A 15,495-nucleotide genomic window follows, 5' to 3' on the forward strand; every position below is an offset into this window, starting at 1 on the left:
TCTCAGATCTCAAACCCCAAAATAGAATGTCATCCTCCAAATTATCTGACGCTGAAAAACAGGAAATTGTTAAGTTGTATCAACAGATGCCAGAGGAGACAACTATTACTCTGGCTGACCGTTATGGCGTAAGCAGTTCAACCGTCAGACGTGTTCTTCAAAGTGCTATCCCCAAGGATACTTATGAGACACTGACTCAACAAAAACAACGCCTACATCGAACAGGTAAACGTTCAACCCGCAATGCTGAGGAACCAGAGGAAAGCCCCTTAACCTCAATGATTGAACAAGAGTCTCAAGAACAATTTGAAGAACAATTTGAGGAAGTATCGCCGGGATCTGATTCTTCTCCGACTATTAAACGACGACGTAAACGGTCTTCTGCAATTGAAAACGAGATTCAATCGTTAGACTCTCCAGCCAGTTCCTCGCCCATTCCCAAACCCATTATTAAATCAGGGGATGAAGAATCTAACTCTTCTCCTCAACCTAATACAGCGACTAACATTGACCTCATTGCTGAAGACTTTTTGCAGGAAGAATTCAGTGAATTTGAACAGGAGGAGGATGACGATGATGATGATGATGATGATTATATTATTGAAGAAGATTCCGATGATGGGGAAGAACCAGAAAAGTTCTTTTCTTCTTCTTTTTCGATGGGCGGATCAAGTCAAGTTAAAATCTTACCCTTGACAGAAGCAGAACTCCCAAAAACCTGCTATCTTGTGATTGATCGGGCTGCAGAATTGGTTGCTAAACCGTTAAAAGCTTTTAGTGAGTTAGGGCAGATTCCCGCAGATGAAGTTCACGAAAAAACGTTACCTGTGTTTGATAATCATCGAGTTGCCAGTCGGTTTTCTGCCCGAAATCAACGGGTGTTTAAAGTTCCCGACACTCGCCTGCTGCAAAAAGCTGCACCTTGTTTACAAGCGAAGGGAATTACTCGACTCTTAATTGATGGTCAAGTTTATCGATTTTAATTTTTAGGAGTAGGGTGGGCATTGCCCACACTACCAAATACAGGCTAAACAAATCTACATTAAAAAGATGCAACGTTTTGCTGAAGCTCAAATGTCTCTTGATCACTCAAAAAGTTAAATTTTTTCGAGATGCTCATCAAAATTAGCTTCTTCTCGTTTGTTGAAATAAGGACAAAAATACACTATTGCGAATTGAATCTCCCAAAAAACTAGGGGGATCAAGAATGGGTTTACGTTCCAGGGTTCGACGCCAACGCCACAGGGTTAAACTCATAATCCACGCTCCATCGACAAGGGCTGCATACAGCCATCCGTAGTTTTTCACGTAGTAACGACGTCGTGCATCAAACCAATATTGGGGGCGACGCTTCGGGGTAATTTTAGTGTCTGTAATCCCCGAACTCTGTCCAACTAAATGAACCACCCGACTTTGGGGTTCATACCAACAACTCCAGCCTGCACGTTTGGCTTGTAGACAAAAATCCTCGTCTTCGTAATACAGAAAATACCCTTCATCGAGTAAACCCGCTTGTTCAAAGACTTCACGCCGTACCATCATACTCGCACCGGGTACCCAGTCTGTCGCACAAGGGGAGTTAGACACCGGAGGCGCAACCATCCAACGCGCTAACAGTTTTGAGACTAATCCTAATCGCAAGCCCCCCTCAAATTGACTCATCAGGGTTTGAAAGCGAAAAGCCGAACGTTGAGGAGTTCTATCAGGATATTCTAGGCGACTCCCCACAATTCCCGCTTGAGGATGAGTTTGGAGAAAATCAATTAAGGGTTGCATTGCCCCAGGGCGAACTTCTGTATCTGGGTTGAGTAACCAAACAAAATCAGGCGGATGAGATGATTGTAAAGCCGGACGAATAGCGGCATTATTCCCAAAAGCATATCCGCCATTTTGATTCAGGGCTAAAACAGAAGCCCATTCTCCCCACCCTTCCGCTTGAATTGCAGCTTGAATTTGTTCTGCTGAACCGTCGCCCGAACAGTTATCAACGACGACAACCTGAATATTCGAGAGAGATTGAACTTCAGAAATTAGCGATCGCAAACCATTAATCGTCAGTTGAGGTGTGCGATAATTGAGAATGACAACCAGTATATTCATGCCACAGTTTAAAAGCGATTGTGTAGCTACGCAACGGTTTGTAAATCAGAATTTTTGCAGCGAATAATTTTAGAAGGAATACCCACTACTGTCGCACCCGCAGGCACATCAGACAGTACCACAGCATTAGCACCAATACAAACATCATCCCCAATGGTTACATCACCCAGAATTTTTGCACCTGCACCAATATTGACTCGATTTCCTAGTTTTGGAGCCTCCAAAGGACGGTCTAAATAGCGATTTCCAATGGTTACACCTTGACGAATAATGCAGTCATCCCCAATTTTACTATAACCATGAATCACAATCGCGCTTTGATGTTCAATAATCACACGCTGTCCGAGTTCTACAGTGTAGGGTAATTCAATCCCATAAACATTACGAACATGGCGAAATAAAGAGCGATAAAGAATGCTCAATGGCGCTCGTAACAGCTTTGATTTAATCTTCATTCTCCACATCCCAAACCTCGCCACAGCGACCGCTCGAAATCCGGGTTTTGTCAAATCTCCTTCGTGAACCTCCAAATCTTCGCGAATTTGTTGCCAAAATCCTAGATTTTTAGAAGAAGTATAGTCAACCTCAGAACAATCGGAATTGAAGTGAGAATTTAACGGCTGTGATTGCATGATCATTGTTGTTTCTCCTCAAGTGTTAAGAAAGGGAATGAATTGTATAGCGCTACTTGAATCGGGAATAGGGAACAGCGCTTGCCTTGCGGCGGGCGCGGTTTCCGGCGAGACTTAGTTGGCAATCTTAGGGAACAGCAGACTATGAAAGCGGTGTGACCCTGCGGCTTTGTAAGCCGCCAAGGAATGCACACGCCTGAGAGGGTTTCATAATTTAGAAATGTCCTAACCAATTTGCGTAGTGCTGTATAAATTGAGCTTAAAAACATACATTTTTAGCGAAGTTAGTTTGAACTTGATCTACAGCTCAATCTTTGTTGAATAGGGCTAGACTAACACAATTTTTGAATAACAATTGCCATTTTGGCAGATTTTTTCACAACAAACCCAGCGACTTCAATTTCCAAGCAAAGTGGGCATTGCCCACACTACAGATACAGATATCTATGCTTTTCGTGAAAGTCGATTGTCTAATAAAAGTTCACAAGTATCACCTCGATAACCTCGCTTAGATTTAATAAACACTTGCTGACCTTTTTTAAAGTTCAGTTGAGTAAATTGTTCTCGAGGTAGATGAGCCACGATCTGATGTTGGTCAGCTAAAATCAAATCAACTTGAACTTCCCACCCTAAATGGATAATACGCTTAATATAAGCCGTCGTTGTTCCACTCGCTGCAAAAGGTAAAACTTCAATATCGTGGGGACGAATAAATAGATGTGCAGGTAAAGTTTCTAGAGCGTGTTCAGCAACAATAGACGCATGGGCTGGAACCACATTCACCGCCCCAATAAAATTCATCACAAACGGAGTCGCCGGACGGTCATAAATGTCTGCGGGGGTTCCAACTTGTTCAATTTTACCTTGATTCATCACGACAATTTCATCCGCAACCGCCATCGCTTCTTCTTGGTCGTGGGTCACAAATACACTGGTAATATGAACTTCATCATGCAAATGACGCAGCCAAGTTCGCAACTCCTGACGCACTTTTGCATCCAACGCCCCAAAGGGTTCATCTAATAATAATACCTCCGGTTGAACCGCTAGCGCTCGCGCTAAAGCCACCCGTTGACGTTGACCTCCAGAAAGTTGACCTGGATAACGGTTTCCAAGTCCTTCTAATTGAATTAAGGCGAGTAATTCTTCAACCCGATGTTTGATATGAACAGGAGAATGTTTGCGAATTTCCAAACCAAAAGCGATATTTTGGCGGACAGTTAAATGCTTAAACAGGGCGTAATGTTGGAAGACAAACCCAATATTACGCTGACGGACATCAAGATGAGTGGTATTTTGACCATTGATAATAATATTACCAATATCGGGTGCTTCTAAACCTGCTATCGTTCTTAATAGGGTTGATTTTCCTGAACCTGAAGGCCCCAATAAAGCGACTAAAGTTCCAGTTTTGATTTCTAAGTTGATATTATGAAGGGCTTGAAAATTGCCGAACTGTTTAGAAACGTTTTGAATGATAATACTCATGGCTTTTACCTCAAAAAAAAGAACAATTTAGGACAAATATCGAAATTTCTATGCACTCAATTTTCGCTCAGTGCGGCGTTCTAAAATCTCTTTTAGAACTAATGTTACTGCTGCTAATAGTGCTAAAATAGCTGCGGCTCCAAATGCTGCTTCATCTTGATAGTTTTTATGGGCTTGTTCGACAAAAGAAGGCAAAGTTAATGTGCGACCTGCAATTAAACCAGAAACAACAGAAACCGCCCCAAATTCACCCATCGCTCGGGCATTTGTTAACAGCACTCCATAAAGTAATCCCCACTTAATATTCGGGAGTGTAACTCGCCAGAAAGTTTGCCAATCATTTGCTCCTAAAGTTTGTGCAGCTTCTTCTTGTTCAAGACCAATTTCTTCTAAGACTGGAAGCACTTCTCGAGCAACAAACGGTAAGGTTACAAATAATGTAGCGATCACCATTCCGGGTAGTGAAAACAAGACTTGAATATTCAGTTTGTCTAGCAAGGGAGCAAACCAACCGTTATTTCCGTAGAGTAAAACAATCATTAATCCGGCGACAACGGGAGAAATTGCAAAGGGTAAATCAATGAGACTAATTAATAGCGTTCGTCCGGGAAATTGATGTCGGGCTAATACCCAAGCTGTACAAATACCGAATACTGTGCAGAAAGGAACAACTATCGCGGCGATAGTCAGCGTCATTTGTGCAGCATGAATAAAGTCTCGACTACTTGCAGCTTCAATAAATTTACCAATTCCTGTATGAAATGCTTCGTAAAAAACAGCAAGAGCCGGAATAAATAAGATGAGCATCAAATAGACTAATGCAATGGTAATCAATACAAGTTGTAGGGGAATTTTACGGAGACTTTTGATTCGGTTCAGCATGATGGTACATGAAGTTTTGAACGTTTTTTAGCTTGGAGATTGAGGTGAGAAAAATTCAGCAGTTTAAATCCTATAATCATTTAGGATTTAATCGCATATCGTTGACCCCATCTTTGCAAACTGTTGATCGCAAATAACATGACTAATGACACGATTAACAACACAGTTCCAATCACAGCCGCCCCTTGATAATCGAACTGTTCTAGGCGTTGAAAAATGAGTACAGGTGCAATTAAATCTTTAAAAGGAATCGCAGAAGAAACAATCACAACCGAACCATATTCACCAACAGCCCGAGAAAATCCTAAAGCAATTCCTGTTAAAATTGAAGGCATTAAAGGCGGTAGCAATACACGAGTAAATGTTTGCCAAGGTGTTGCACCCAAGCTCCAAGCCGCTTGTTCGATTTCTGGTTCCATTTCTTGTAAAACTGGTTGTAAAGTCCTAACCACAAAGGGTAAAGAAATAAACACCATCGCCACAAATACCCCTAAACGAGTAAAGGCTATTTTTATCCCAAAAGGAGCAAAAAGTTGTCCGATCCAACCTTGAGGACTGTAAAGAGTCGCTAAGACTAAACCCGCCACCGATGTCGGTAATGCAAAGGGTAAATCTATGGTCGCATCAACCAGTTTTTTACCAAAAAAATCGTAGCGAACTAATACCCAAGCGACTAACGTTCCCATAACACCATTGATTAAACCTGCAAATAAAGCGGTTAAAAAAGTGACATTATAAGCAGAAATAGCCACCGGGTCAGTTGCAATCCGCCAAAACTCATTAAATCCAATCGAAAAAGATTTGCTAACTAATGCGGTAATTGGTAAAAACAACAACAAAGCTAAAGACAGAACGGTTACAGTCCAAGGGAAGGAAATCCGATCTAAATTAGGGTAAACAATTCGGCTGAATACATTTGATGGAGTGGCTTGATTGGCAGAAGTCATAACCAAATTATGCGTTTTTAACATTAAAACAAGATTGGATTAATTTCTAGTTTGTAGCTGGAGATTGAGCAATTTGGGCTTGAATGTTATCGAAAATTGCACCATCCGCAAAAAATTGGGTTTGTACAGCATTCCAACCGCCTAAATCTTTGGCTGTAAATAGGTTTTTAATTTTGGGAAATTGATTGGCAAATTCGGCTTCAACTTGGGAATCAACAGGACGAAAACCAACTTTTGCAAATTCTCGTTGGGCTTGGGGAGTATACAAATATTGAACAAAGGCTTCAGCAACTTCTCGAGTACCGTTTTTATCGACATTCGCATCAACAACCGTGACCGGATTATCAATGGAAATGTTGTAATCAGTGGGGACAATATAAGTTTGAGGATCACCTTTTTGTGCAGCTAAAATCACTTCATTTTCGTAGTTAATTAAAACATCACCTTGACCCTGTTTATAGAACACATCACTCGCCGCCCGAGCATCTTTCGGAAGAACCGGAACACGTTGATAGACTTTTTGTACGAAGTCTTGGGCTTGTTGTTCAGTACCGCTTGCTTGGGTAATTACTCCCCAAAATGCCATAAAGTTCCATCTTGCACCCCCCGAAGTTTTTGGGTTTGCAGTAATTAATGAAACATCATCACGAGCTAAGTCTGACCAGGTTTTGACGTTGCTGTTTTGATCGCGAAGTACGAAGGCGACAACCGACTTGTGAACGATAGAGTCATTGGGTAATTCTTGTTCCCAACCTGGTTCGATTAGTCCGGCTTCCTCAATTTTTTGGGTATCGAGAGCGAGCGCTAACGCCACCACATCCGCGTTTAAACCATCAATCACCGCCCGGGTTTGAGAACCAGAACCACCGTAGCTTTGATCAACGCTGATCTTTTCCCCGGTTTTGGCTTCCCACTCGGCGACGAACTGGGGAATGATTTTTTCGTAAGCACTTTGGGTCACAGCATAGGAGACGAGGGTGATTGTTTTCTCTTTTTGGGCGCGATTACCCGATGAGCAAGCCACAACTAAACCACTAAGGGCTGCTGTGGTCAGGAGTAGTCCAAGACGAGATCTGTCGAAAGTATTCATAGCCAGTCTCCTAAAGATGGGTAGATTTTGAATTCAGTTTTATCTCGATTTTAATCGTAAATTTATCATAGCTGTGTTTAAAATAAATTTCAATACATTTCAAATTAAATTTGCAAAAGCTTTACATAGCGGCTCAAGTGCGGTTCCATAACAGATAGGACACACCTGCACGAAAAGCCCGTGGCTATGGCAAAAGCAAAGCAGTCAGAACCCAGTCTGGCTCAACGATTGATTGAGCATAACTATCTGTTCCGAGAACTGGATGCAGACTGGCTAGCAAACTATCTACCCAATGACTTGAACATCGATAAGCTGTACTCGAACCGCCCGGTTTATACAGCTTTCCGTCCGAATACCTCTGGGGATGTGTTGTATCTAATCTTGGAAGGTGGCTTTGTGATTACCCGCAGCACTCCCTTAAACCGCGTCATCTCGATTACCTATCCTGGGGGTTGCTTTGGGATGCGAAACCTACCCTTTAGTTACGGACGGGTTGGACGAGCCTTTCCCAGTTTGGTCGAAGCCTATAAAACCACCGATGTGATTAAACTGCCCTTGGAGGTTCTCAAAGCTGTATATAATGACAGTGAACAGGTTCGCGATCGCTACGAACAACTGTTTGAACTCCGCGAAAAATTTCTCTATCATTTACTCAATTGCAGTTCTTATCCCCCGCAAGCGGTAGCCACACTGTTACGAGCGCTCATTTATCAAGAACGGGCGTTAGGAAATCAACCCGACTCTAAAGGGATGTACAATTTTGACTTACCCATTGATGTCATTTCTCATGCTTGTCAACTCAATCACCGTACTGTTGAGCAAGTGTTGAAGGGAATGCACAAGGTGAAATTGATTGAAGTGGCAAAATCTAGTGATGAGTCTGGAGATCTGATCCACGTCCTCGATGCTGAAGGACTAAAAGAAGCTTACGGCGCAACCCGAGATAAAGTTTCTTGGTGGCCATTACGTTAGCAGGCAATAGGCAATCTTGCAATAGGCAATCTTGCAAAATCTCCCCATTCCCCGTTCACTGTTACAATGGCGATGCGTAAAGCCCCCGTTTTCAAACGGGGGATAAAAGCGAGGGAGCCAAATTTATTTGGCAGTGAATGTTAGCTGTGACGCGGATCATTCTACGTCTTCATGCTACTATAGAAAACCATGAAAACACTAAAGTTTAAGCTCTACCAACACAAACGAAATAGATATCTCAAGCGCACTATTAATGCAGCAGGGGTTATCTATAATCACTGTATTGCTTTGCATAAGCGATATTATCGAATGTTTGGCAAACACTTAAACTGTGCAAAGCTTCAGTCTCACCGCCGCGAAACTCAGAAAACGAAATAAATTCTGGAAACTGGTAGGCTCTCAATCCGTTCAAGACATTTGTCAGCGCATTGAGAAAGCTTACCAATTATTTTTTAAATACAACAAAAAAGGAGTTAGACCGCCCAATTTCAAAAAGGTCAAAAAGTACAAGTCATTTACGCTAAAACAGGCGGGCTACAAATTCCTTGGTGGTAACAGAATTAAGATTGGTAGTAAAATCTATCAGTTTTGGAATTCGCAACCCATCGAAGGGAAAGTAAAAACTGCAACGGTCAAAAGAACCCCTTTGGGTGAGTTGTTTTTAATTATTGTCGTTGATAATGGCAGTAAACCCTCAGCCAAATCCGAGACGGGTAAAATCGCTGGTGCGGAATGCACCCCCACTTTCCTCTCGGATTTCAAATCCGAGAGGGTCGGGGGATTTGATTTCGGGCTGAAAACGTTTTTAACTTGTTCAGAAGGATTCTCTATTCAGTCACCGCAGTTCCTCAAGCAAGCCCTTACCGATGTTAAGAAAGCTTCTCGAAACTTATCTAAGAAGCGCAAATGGTCTAACAATTGGGAGAAAGCGAGGAAACACTTGGTTAGACAGTGCGAAAAAGTTGTCAACCGTCGCCGTGATTGGTTTTGGAAGTTAGTTCACCAACTCACCAGTCAGTTTGATGTTCTGTGTTTCGAGACTCTAAACCTTAAAGGGATGCAAAAACTTTGGGGAAGAAAAATAGGTGACTTAGCTTTTGGTGAATTTATTGAAATCCTTGAATGGGTTGCCACCAAGAAAGGCAAATTAATCGTATTTATCGACCAGTGGTATCCATCTTCAAAAACTTGTTTTCACTGCGGTCATGTCTTGGAAAAACTGGAATTATCAACCAGAGAATGGCGTTGTCCGTCCTGTTCAAATATTAATGGACGGGATGAAAATGCCGCTCTAAATATAAAAAGAGTTGGGGCATCAACTCTTGGATTAGACGGTGTAAGACTGGCTCCGCCTGCAACTGTTGCTTGAATCCAGAATCCCCCGTTTGAAAACGGGGGAGCAGTAACTTAGTTGACGATTTATAGTACAACACGGTACTATCTGTCAGATCACATCATACATCTATGCAACGAGCTTTTAAAACAAAATTAAAACTGAATAATAAACAGAAAACTTTAATGGTGCGGAAGGCACCGACAGGCAAGCACTCGAATTTAATTCGAGTGAACCTGTCGGCTCAACACGCAGGCTATTCTAGATGGGTTTGGAATTGGGCGTTGAACCTTTGGCGTCAAGCTTATGATGCAGGATTGAAGCCCTCTGTTAATAAGCTCAAAAAGTTCTACACCAATCATGTTAAGCCTTACTATCCCTGGATGAAAACCTTGTCCTCAAGGGTTTATCAATTTGCCTTCATGCACCTGGGAGAAGCATTTAGTCGGTTTTTCAAAGGTTTGGCTAAATATCCAAAGTTTAAGAAAAAAGGCAGAAATGATAGCTTTACTCTTGATAATTGTGGCAAGGTTATGCAGTTTTCAGGGACTCAGTTAAAGCTTCCTTTTATTGGATGGATTAGTACCTATGAGCCGCTACCTGAAATTAAGACAAAGCGAGTCACAATTAGTCGGGTTGCGGATTCCTGGTATATTTCAGTAGCTTATGAATTTAAGTCTGAACCTACAATAAAGTCAAGAGTTTATCTGGGGGTTGATGTTGGAGTTAAAGTATTGGCGACCTGCTCAGATGGGACTGTGTTTGACAATCCTAGAGCCTACAAAAAAGCGACGAAAAAGTTAGCGCGACTTCAACGTGAACTCTCTAGAAAACAAAAGGGTTCAAATAACAGGAATAAAGCTAGACTTAAACTGGCAAAAGCATATCAAAGAGTGGCTAACATCCGAAAAGTGTCAATTCATAAATTGACCTCATGGCTCTGCAAAAATCACGCGGTCATTGGGTTAGAAGACTTGAATGTTTCTGGGATGTTAAAGAACCATAAGTTAGCGGGTGCTATTGCCGATTCGGCTTTTTATGAAATTCGCCGCCAAGTTGAGTACAAGGCTGATTGGTACGGTTCAATCGTAGTTTTTGCGCTATAGATTTTATCCGTCGTCTAAAACTTGTTCAAATTGTGGGCATATTCAAGAAATGCCCCTAAAAGAAAGGGTTTTCAACTGCAAAGTTTGCGGCGAAGTCAAAGATCGTGATTTCAACGCCAGCCTCAATGCGCGAACATCGTGGCCGTTGGCTATTCGGTTTGAGCCTGTGGATCGGGTACTGCCGACAGTCCGAGATGAAGCAGCGCAAAGTCCGATCTCGGCGGTTTCCGTCGAGAAGGAACTTTGCAAGACAGGAACGAAACTTTGATACGGTTTGTACCGTGTTATGTCAGTTTTCGATAGCAGTATGTCAACCACGCACCATCGGAAATCAGCCCCGGAGTTTAGACTAGAGAAGAAACCCTTTTTAAATCAGATTATTTCAATTTCCATTTCTCGTCCTTGATATTGCATTCAGTTTACTCCTATGCCAGAATCCCCTATTTCCATTGCTCAACACTTTCACGAGCGAACCAAGTACCACCCAGAAACGATAGCATCTAAAAGCCAGCAACTCGACTGGGAAACCCAACCCACACCTTATAAAGAATATAAAATTGGCAAAACCTTCGATCTCAGACCTTATCTTCGCGAAGTTTCCGAACCGTTATCGGATGATTCCAAAATTAAGGAAGCTCAACGTTTGTCTCACCTGCTACTCCACAGCTACGGTTTAACAGCCAAGCTTTCGACTATGCAGGGATTTCACTATCTCAGAAGTGCGCCGTCAGCAGGGGGACTCTATCCAGCGGAGGTTTACATCATTTCTCGGGGAACCGCTTTTTTACCCCCAGGACTTTATAACTATCAACCTGTTACCCATTCGTTGCTACAATTTTGGGATAGTCAAGTTTGGCAACAATTACAAACGGCTTGTTTTTGGCATCCAGCTTTAGAAAATACCCATTTAGCGATCGCCATCACATCAGTATTTTATCGTTCAGCTTGGCGGTATCAAGATCGTGCCTATCGCCGTATTTTCCTCGATACAGGTCATTTACTGGGTAATATTGAGTTATCCAGTACCCTCAATGATTATCGACCTCATTTGATTGGCGGATTTGCAGATGAAGCGCTCAATGAGATGATGTATCTAGATTCTATGCAAGAAGGAGCAATTACAGTTATTGCTTTAGCCGACTTATTAGAAATCGACCAAAATTTACCTCCGATAAAAACAGCTTTACCTTCAGCAACCCAAACCGATTATCCTGAACTTGCTGATAGTGAACTGTTGGGTTATCTCCATAATGCCACGAAGTTAGACTCCGATACTTCAGGAAGTCAAGGATGGACTCAAACCCCCGTTGATGAAGATATTGAAGACAAATACAATTTTCCCTTCTGTACAAAAGTCTCAACTGCAACTCCGGCGATTGATTGGGGAAAAAATGGTCAAGGATTAGATCAAACGATTCTCAAACGTCGTTCTACTCGCAGTTATAGTGGAGTGGATCTCAAGTTAGAAGAACTCTTGGCGTTGTTAGATTTTACCTACCAACCCAATCACTATATTAATCAAGGATTTGATGGTTCTCCAGATTATTTTGATTTAGGTTTGATTGAGACATTTATCGCTGTTTCTGGAGTGAGTGGTTTAGAAGAAGGATGTTATTATTATGCACCGCTTGCCCAAGAATTACGCCAAATACGCTTTAAAAATTTTCGCCGAGAACTTCATTATCTCTGTTTAGGACAAGAACTCGGACGGGATGCGGGGGTTGTTTTATTTCACACCGCAGATTTGAAAAAAGCTGTCGCGAAATATGGCGATCGCGCTTACCGCTATCTTCACATGGATGCGGGTCATTTAGGTCAACGGTTTAACTTAGCCGCCATTTATCTGCGTTTGGGAGTCAGTGGAATTGGAGGCTTTTTCGATGATCAAGTCAATGAAGTGTTGGGAATTCCCACTGATGAAGCCGTTATTTACATTACCACATTAGGACGACCTCGATAAGATTAAGAGTTCCCCATTTCTTGTAGACGACAACAGTGTTCACACAATCCAAAAAACTCTAAAGTATGATAATAAATTTTGAAGTGATGAGACTGTTGCAATGAATTTTCAAGATTGTGAACGGGACATTCATTCAGAAGAATAGATTTCCCACACTCAACACAAGTCAGGTGATGTTCGTCTTGCTGAACACAACTATAGACGGACTCACCTGTGGGAAGGATTCGCACATGAACTAAACCTTCCCGTTTCAAAGCATCCAGCGCACGATAAACAGTAGCTAACCCCATTTTATGCTGAGTTTTGCGTAACTCGGCGTAAAGTTCTTGGGCGGAAATTGATCGCTTTTGGGTTTTGAGTTGACCTAAAACAACTTCTTGGCTGCGAGTGCGACGAGTGTTCATCTGTAGTTTAAGATTTCAATGAATGCCTATCTCTAGGCTATCTTAATCTTTGACAACATTTTACAACGTCTCCCGTTTCATGTAGGGTTGTAATACTTCTGGAATTCTAACACTGCCGTCAGGTTGCTGATAATTTTCCAGAATCGCGGCCATTGTCCGACCAATTGCTAGTCCTGAACCGTTCAACGCATGAACAAATTCGGTTTTCTTCTTTTTCTTTCCAGACTTACTTTCTTTAAACCGAATATTAGCGCGTCGGGGCTGAAAATCTTTAACGTTAGAACAGCTAGAAATCTCTCGATAGCTTTGAGAAGATGGCAACCACACTTCTATATCATAACATTTTGCCGCCGAAAATCCCAAATCTCCCGTACAAAGTTCGATCACTCGATAGGGTAATTTTAACGCTTGTAAAATCCCTTCTGCATCTTGAACTAATTTTTCATGTTCAGCCTCGGAAGTCTCTGGACGAACTAACTTAATCAGTTCAACTTTATGAAACTGATGCAGTCGGATTAAACCCCGTGTATCTTTTCCATAACTCCCGGCTTCTCGACGAAAACAAGGGGTAAAAGAACAGTGATAAATGGGAAGTTGTTCCCCATCTAAAATCTCATCTCTGTAGAAATTCACCACCGGAACTTCTGAAGTCGGAATTAACCACAAATCATCTTCACTACACTTAAAACTTTCTTCGGCAAATTTCGGGAGTTGACCTGTTCCCTGCAAAGATGTACTATTGACTAATAAGGGCGGCATCACTTCCACATAACCGTTTGAAGTGTGTGTATCCAGCATAAACTGAACTAAAGCTCGTTCTAAAGCTGCACCCGCACCAATCAAGCTAACAAACCGACTCTGAGCAATTTTAACCCCCCGTTCAAAGTTCAAAATTCCCAGATTTTCTCCGATTTCCCAGTGCGGTAAAATCTTAGGATTCTCAGGAAGATATTCATCACCCCAACGTCGGACTTCAACATTTTCTTCCTCACTTTTACCAAAGGGTGTAGACTCACTCGGTAAATTCGGAATGGGAAGTAATAATGCTTCAATTTCTGCTATAACTTTCTTTTCTTTCGGTTCGAGTTCACTCAAGCTTTCTCTAAGTTTTTGACCTTCTTCCTTTAACGCTTGAATTTCCGCACCTTTGGGATCACTTCCACTTTTAATTTTCTCTCCAACTTGTTTCCCAATTTCATTACTGCGAGTTTCCAGTTGAATGCGTTCTTTTTCTAACTCACGTCGCCGTTCATCTAGATCTAAAATGGGTTGGAGATCGTAATCTCCCCGCAATTTTAAACGATCTTGAATGGCTTGTGGATTTTCCCGAATTTGTTTAATGTCTAACACAACTTTGTTCCCAGAGTTTAACGAATAATTATATGAAATCGCTTCAGGTTTGCAACTAACACTTCTTGATTTTTCATCTCTCCACTTGCTATACTCTCCTTAATCCGATAGCCCCGTCAAGAAGACAGAGCCGTTTGATTCTCAAGAAGAAACGGTCAAGCTCGATCAGGTAACAGGTAAACTGGGCGAACTCCCCCTGCACCCCTGACCAGTACCGTGCAGTCATCAGTTTGACAGCAAAAGGTTGATAACCCAAGCATCAACCCATCCGTTTCTTAAAGCGTTAACCTTGATAGCCCAACCGTCAAGTCATCCGTTTACCATCTTTACCCCTATAGGATTGTAAAGCGCGATCGCGCTTTTGTCTCAAGTCTTAAGTGACGTACTCCAGACGTTCGTTGCTTAGGCAACAGAACGCTGGCTTCTCCTCTTCTTATTATCAGAAGATTTGCGTTTTATAGTGAGGCGAACGCCCAACCCCACTTTTTTTATTAATATTGCCGAATTAATGTCTCTTGACATTGATGCACCACAAGCGCAAGAATGCCAACGATCTGATAATTCTTTAGGAACACGATTAAGACAAATTGCACAATGTTGAGATGTACCTTTTGGATTGACTTTAACTACTTTCTTGCCAGCTTTTTCAGCTTTGCCAGGAAGTATCTCGCTAAGAAATCCAGAGATACCAGCATCAGCAAAACTTTTGTTTAACCCAGATTTAGCTGATTGTCCATTAGGTAGAAATGTTCCATTTTCTCCCTGCTTAGGTTGATTTCGCCTAGACATATTGGATACCTTTAAGTCTTCAACAAATAAGACATCAGCTTTATCTAAGAGTTGATTAGCAATTTCATAGTGCCATTGTTTACGTTGCCTTGCGATCTTTTGATGAAGTTTCGCTACTTTTTGGTTGAGCTTTCTTCTGGCTTTAGACCCTAATTTTCTACGATCTCTTTTTGATTGAAGTTTAGCTAATTTATCTTCGGATTGGCGATAGAATTTAGGGAGTTTAACAGCAGTTAAATCACTGCAAGCAACAAAAAACTCTAAACCACTATCAATACCTAAACTGTTTTCTTCTGTTGGTTGAATATCTACAGTTAGGCTAGGAACTGATTTATCTTCAAGTGTTAGTGTTACATACAAGCCATCAGCTTTTTGGGTAATTAAAGCTCTTTTAATTGTCAACCCATCAGGTAAAGGACGATGTTGAATAAACTTAATATTG

13 protein-coding genes and 1 pseudogene are annotated in these 15,495 nt (G+C 41.7%); 5 read left to right on the top strand and 9 right to left on the bottom strand.

Going from position 1 to position 15,495, the window contains the following annotated elements:
* The first annotated feature begins 26 nt into the window (after positions 1-26).
* Positions 27-983, top strand: a complete 957-nt coding sequence (locus L8106_RS07820) for a hypothetical protein (protein ID WP_009783709.1) — start codon at positions 27-29, stop codon at positions 981-983.
* Between the two features lie 142 nt (positions 984-1,125).
* Here L8106_RS07820 and L8106_RS07825 read toward each other — a convergent pair whose 3' ends face one another.
* From L8106_RS07825 to L8106_RS07850, 6 genes are all read right to left on the bottom strand, one after another.
* Entirely contained in the window at positions 1,126-2,100 is a 975-nt protein-coding gene (locus L8106_RS07825; protein ID WP_009783710.1) for a glycosyltransferase family 2 protein, read from the bottom strand.
* A gap of 26 nt (positions 2,101-2,126) precedes the next feature.
* Positions 2,127-2,738, bottom strand: coding sequence for a serine O-acetyltransferase (locus L8106_RS07830; RefSeq protein WP_009783711.1), 612 nt, complete (start codon positions 2,736-2,738; stop codon positions 2,127-2,129).
* 438 nt (positions 2,739-3,176) lie between these two features.
* Positions 3,177-4,220 carry a sulfate/molybdate ABC transporter ATP-binding protein gene (locus L8106_RS07835; RefSeq protein ID WP_009783712.1) on the bottom strand — a complete coding sequence of 348 codons (1,044 nt, stop codon included), beginning with the start codon at positions 4,218-4,220 and terminating at the stop codon, positions 3,177-3,179.
* 48 nt (positions 4,221-4,268) lie between these two features.
* Positions 4,269-5,102: a sulfate ABC transporter permease subunit CysW gene (cysW, locus tag L8106_RS07840; RefSeq protein WP_009783713.1), complete on the bottom strand. Its 834-nt coding sequence runs from the start codon at positions 5,100-5,102 to the stop codon at positions 4,269-4,271.
* An 80-nt stretch (positions 5,103-5,182) separates the two neighbouring features.
* A complete protein-coding gene (gene cysT / locus L8106_RS07845; protein WP_156803612.1) occupies positions 5,183-6,049 on the bottom strand; it encodes a sulfate ABC transporter permease subunit CysT in 867 nt (288 codons plus the stop codon).
* A gap of 46 nt (positions 6,050-6,095) precedes the next feature.
* The gene (locus tag L8106_RS07850; protein WP_009783715.1) at positions 6,096-7,139 is read right to left on the bottom strand and encodes a sulfate ABC transporter substrate-binding protein; all 1,044 of its coding nucleotides are present in this window, start codon (positions 7,137-7,139) and stop codon (positions 6,096-6,098) included.
* Positions 7,140-7,325: 186 nt separating this feature from the next.
* Between L8106_RS07850 and L8106_RS07855 the strand changes: the two genes are divergently transcribed.
* The 4 genes and pseudogenes from L8106_RS07855 to L8106_RS07870 all read left to right on the top strand — a co-directional run bounded on the left by L8106_RS07855 (position 7,326) and on the right by L8106_RS07870 (position 12,510).
* Positions 7,326-8,111: a hypothetical protein gene (locus tag L8106_RS07855; RefSeq protein ID WP_009783716.1), complete on the top strand. Its 786-nt coding sequence runs from the start codon at positions 7,326-7,328 to the stop codon at positions 8,109-8,111.
* A gap of 331 nt (positions 8,112-8,442) precedes the next feature.
* Entirely contained in the window at positions 8,443-9,480 is a 1,038-nt protein-coding gene (locus tag L8106_RS07860) for an RNA-guided endonuclease TnpB family protein (protein ID WP_009783717.1), read from the top strand.
* Positions 9,481-9,575: 95 nt separating this feature from the next.
* A pseudogene (locus L8106_RS07865) lies at positions 9,576-10,748 on the top strand (RNA-guided endonuclease InsQ/TnpB family protein).
* A 229-nt stretch (positions 10,749-10,977) separates the two neighbouring features.
* Positions 10,978-12,510 carry a SagB/ThcOx family dehydrogenase gene (locus L8106_RS07870; RefSeq protein WP_009783719.1) on the top strand — a complete coding sequence of 511 codons (1,533 nt, stop codon included), beginning with the start codon at positions 10,978-10,980 and terminating at the stop codon, positions 12,508-12,510.
* Positions 12,511-12,512: 2 nt separating this feature from the next.
* Here the strand turns inward: L8106_RS07870 and L8106_RS07875 are convergent, their stop codons facing one another.
* The 3 genes from L8106_RS07875 to L8106_RS07885 form a co-directional block, all read right to left on the bottom strand.
* Positions 12,513-12,914, bottom strand: coding sequence for a Fur family transcriptional regulator (locus L8106_RS07875; RefSeq protein WP_009783720.1), 402 nt, complete (start codon positions 12,912-12,914; stop codon positions 12,513-12,515).
* 60 nt (positions 12,915-12,974) lie between these two features.
* Positions 12,975-14,264 carry a serine--tRNA ligase gene (gene serS / locus L8106_RS07880; RefSeq protein ID WP_009783721.1) on the bottom strand — a complete coding sequence of 430 codons (1,290 nt, stop codon included), beginning with the start codon at positions 14,262-14,264 and terminating at the stop codon, positions 12,975-12,977.
* Between the two features lie 402 nt (positions 14,265-14,666).
* The coding region (locus L8106_RS07885; RefSeq protein WP_009783722.1) for an RNA-guided endonuclease TnpB family protein at positions 14,667-15,495 on the bottom strand (829 nt) is incomplete at its 5' end.

Source organism: Lyngbya sp. PCC 8106, assembly GCF_000169095.1.
Taxonomy (GTDB): Bacteria; Cyanobacteriota; Cyanobacteriia; order Cyanobacteriales; family Microcoleaceae; genus Capilliphycus.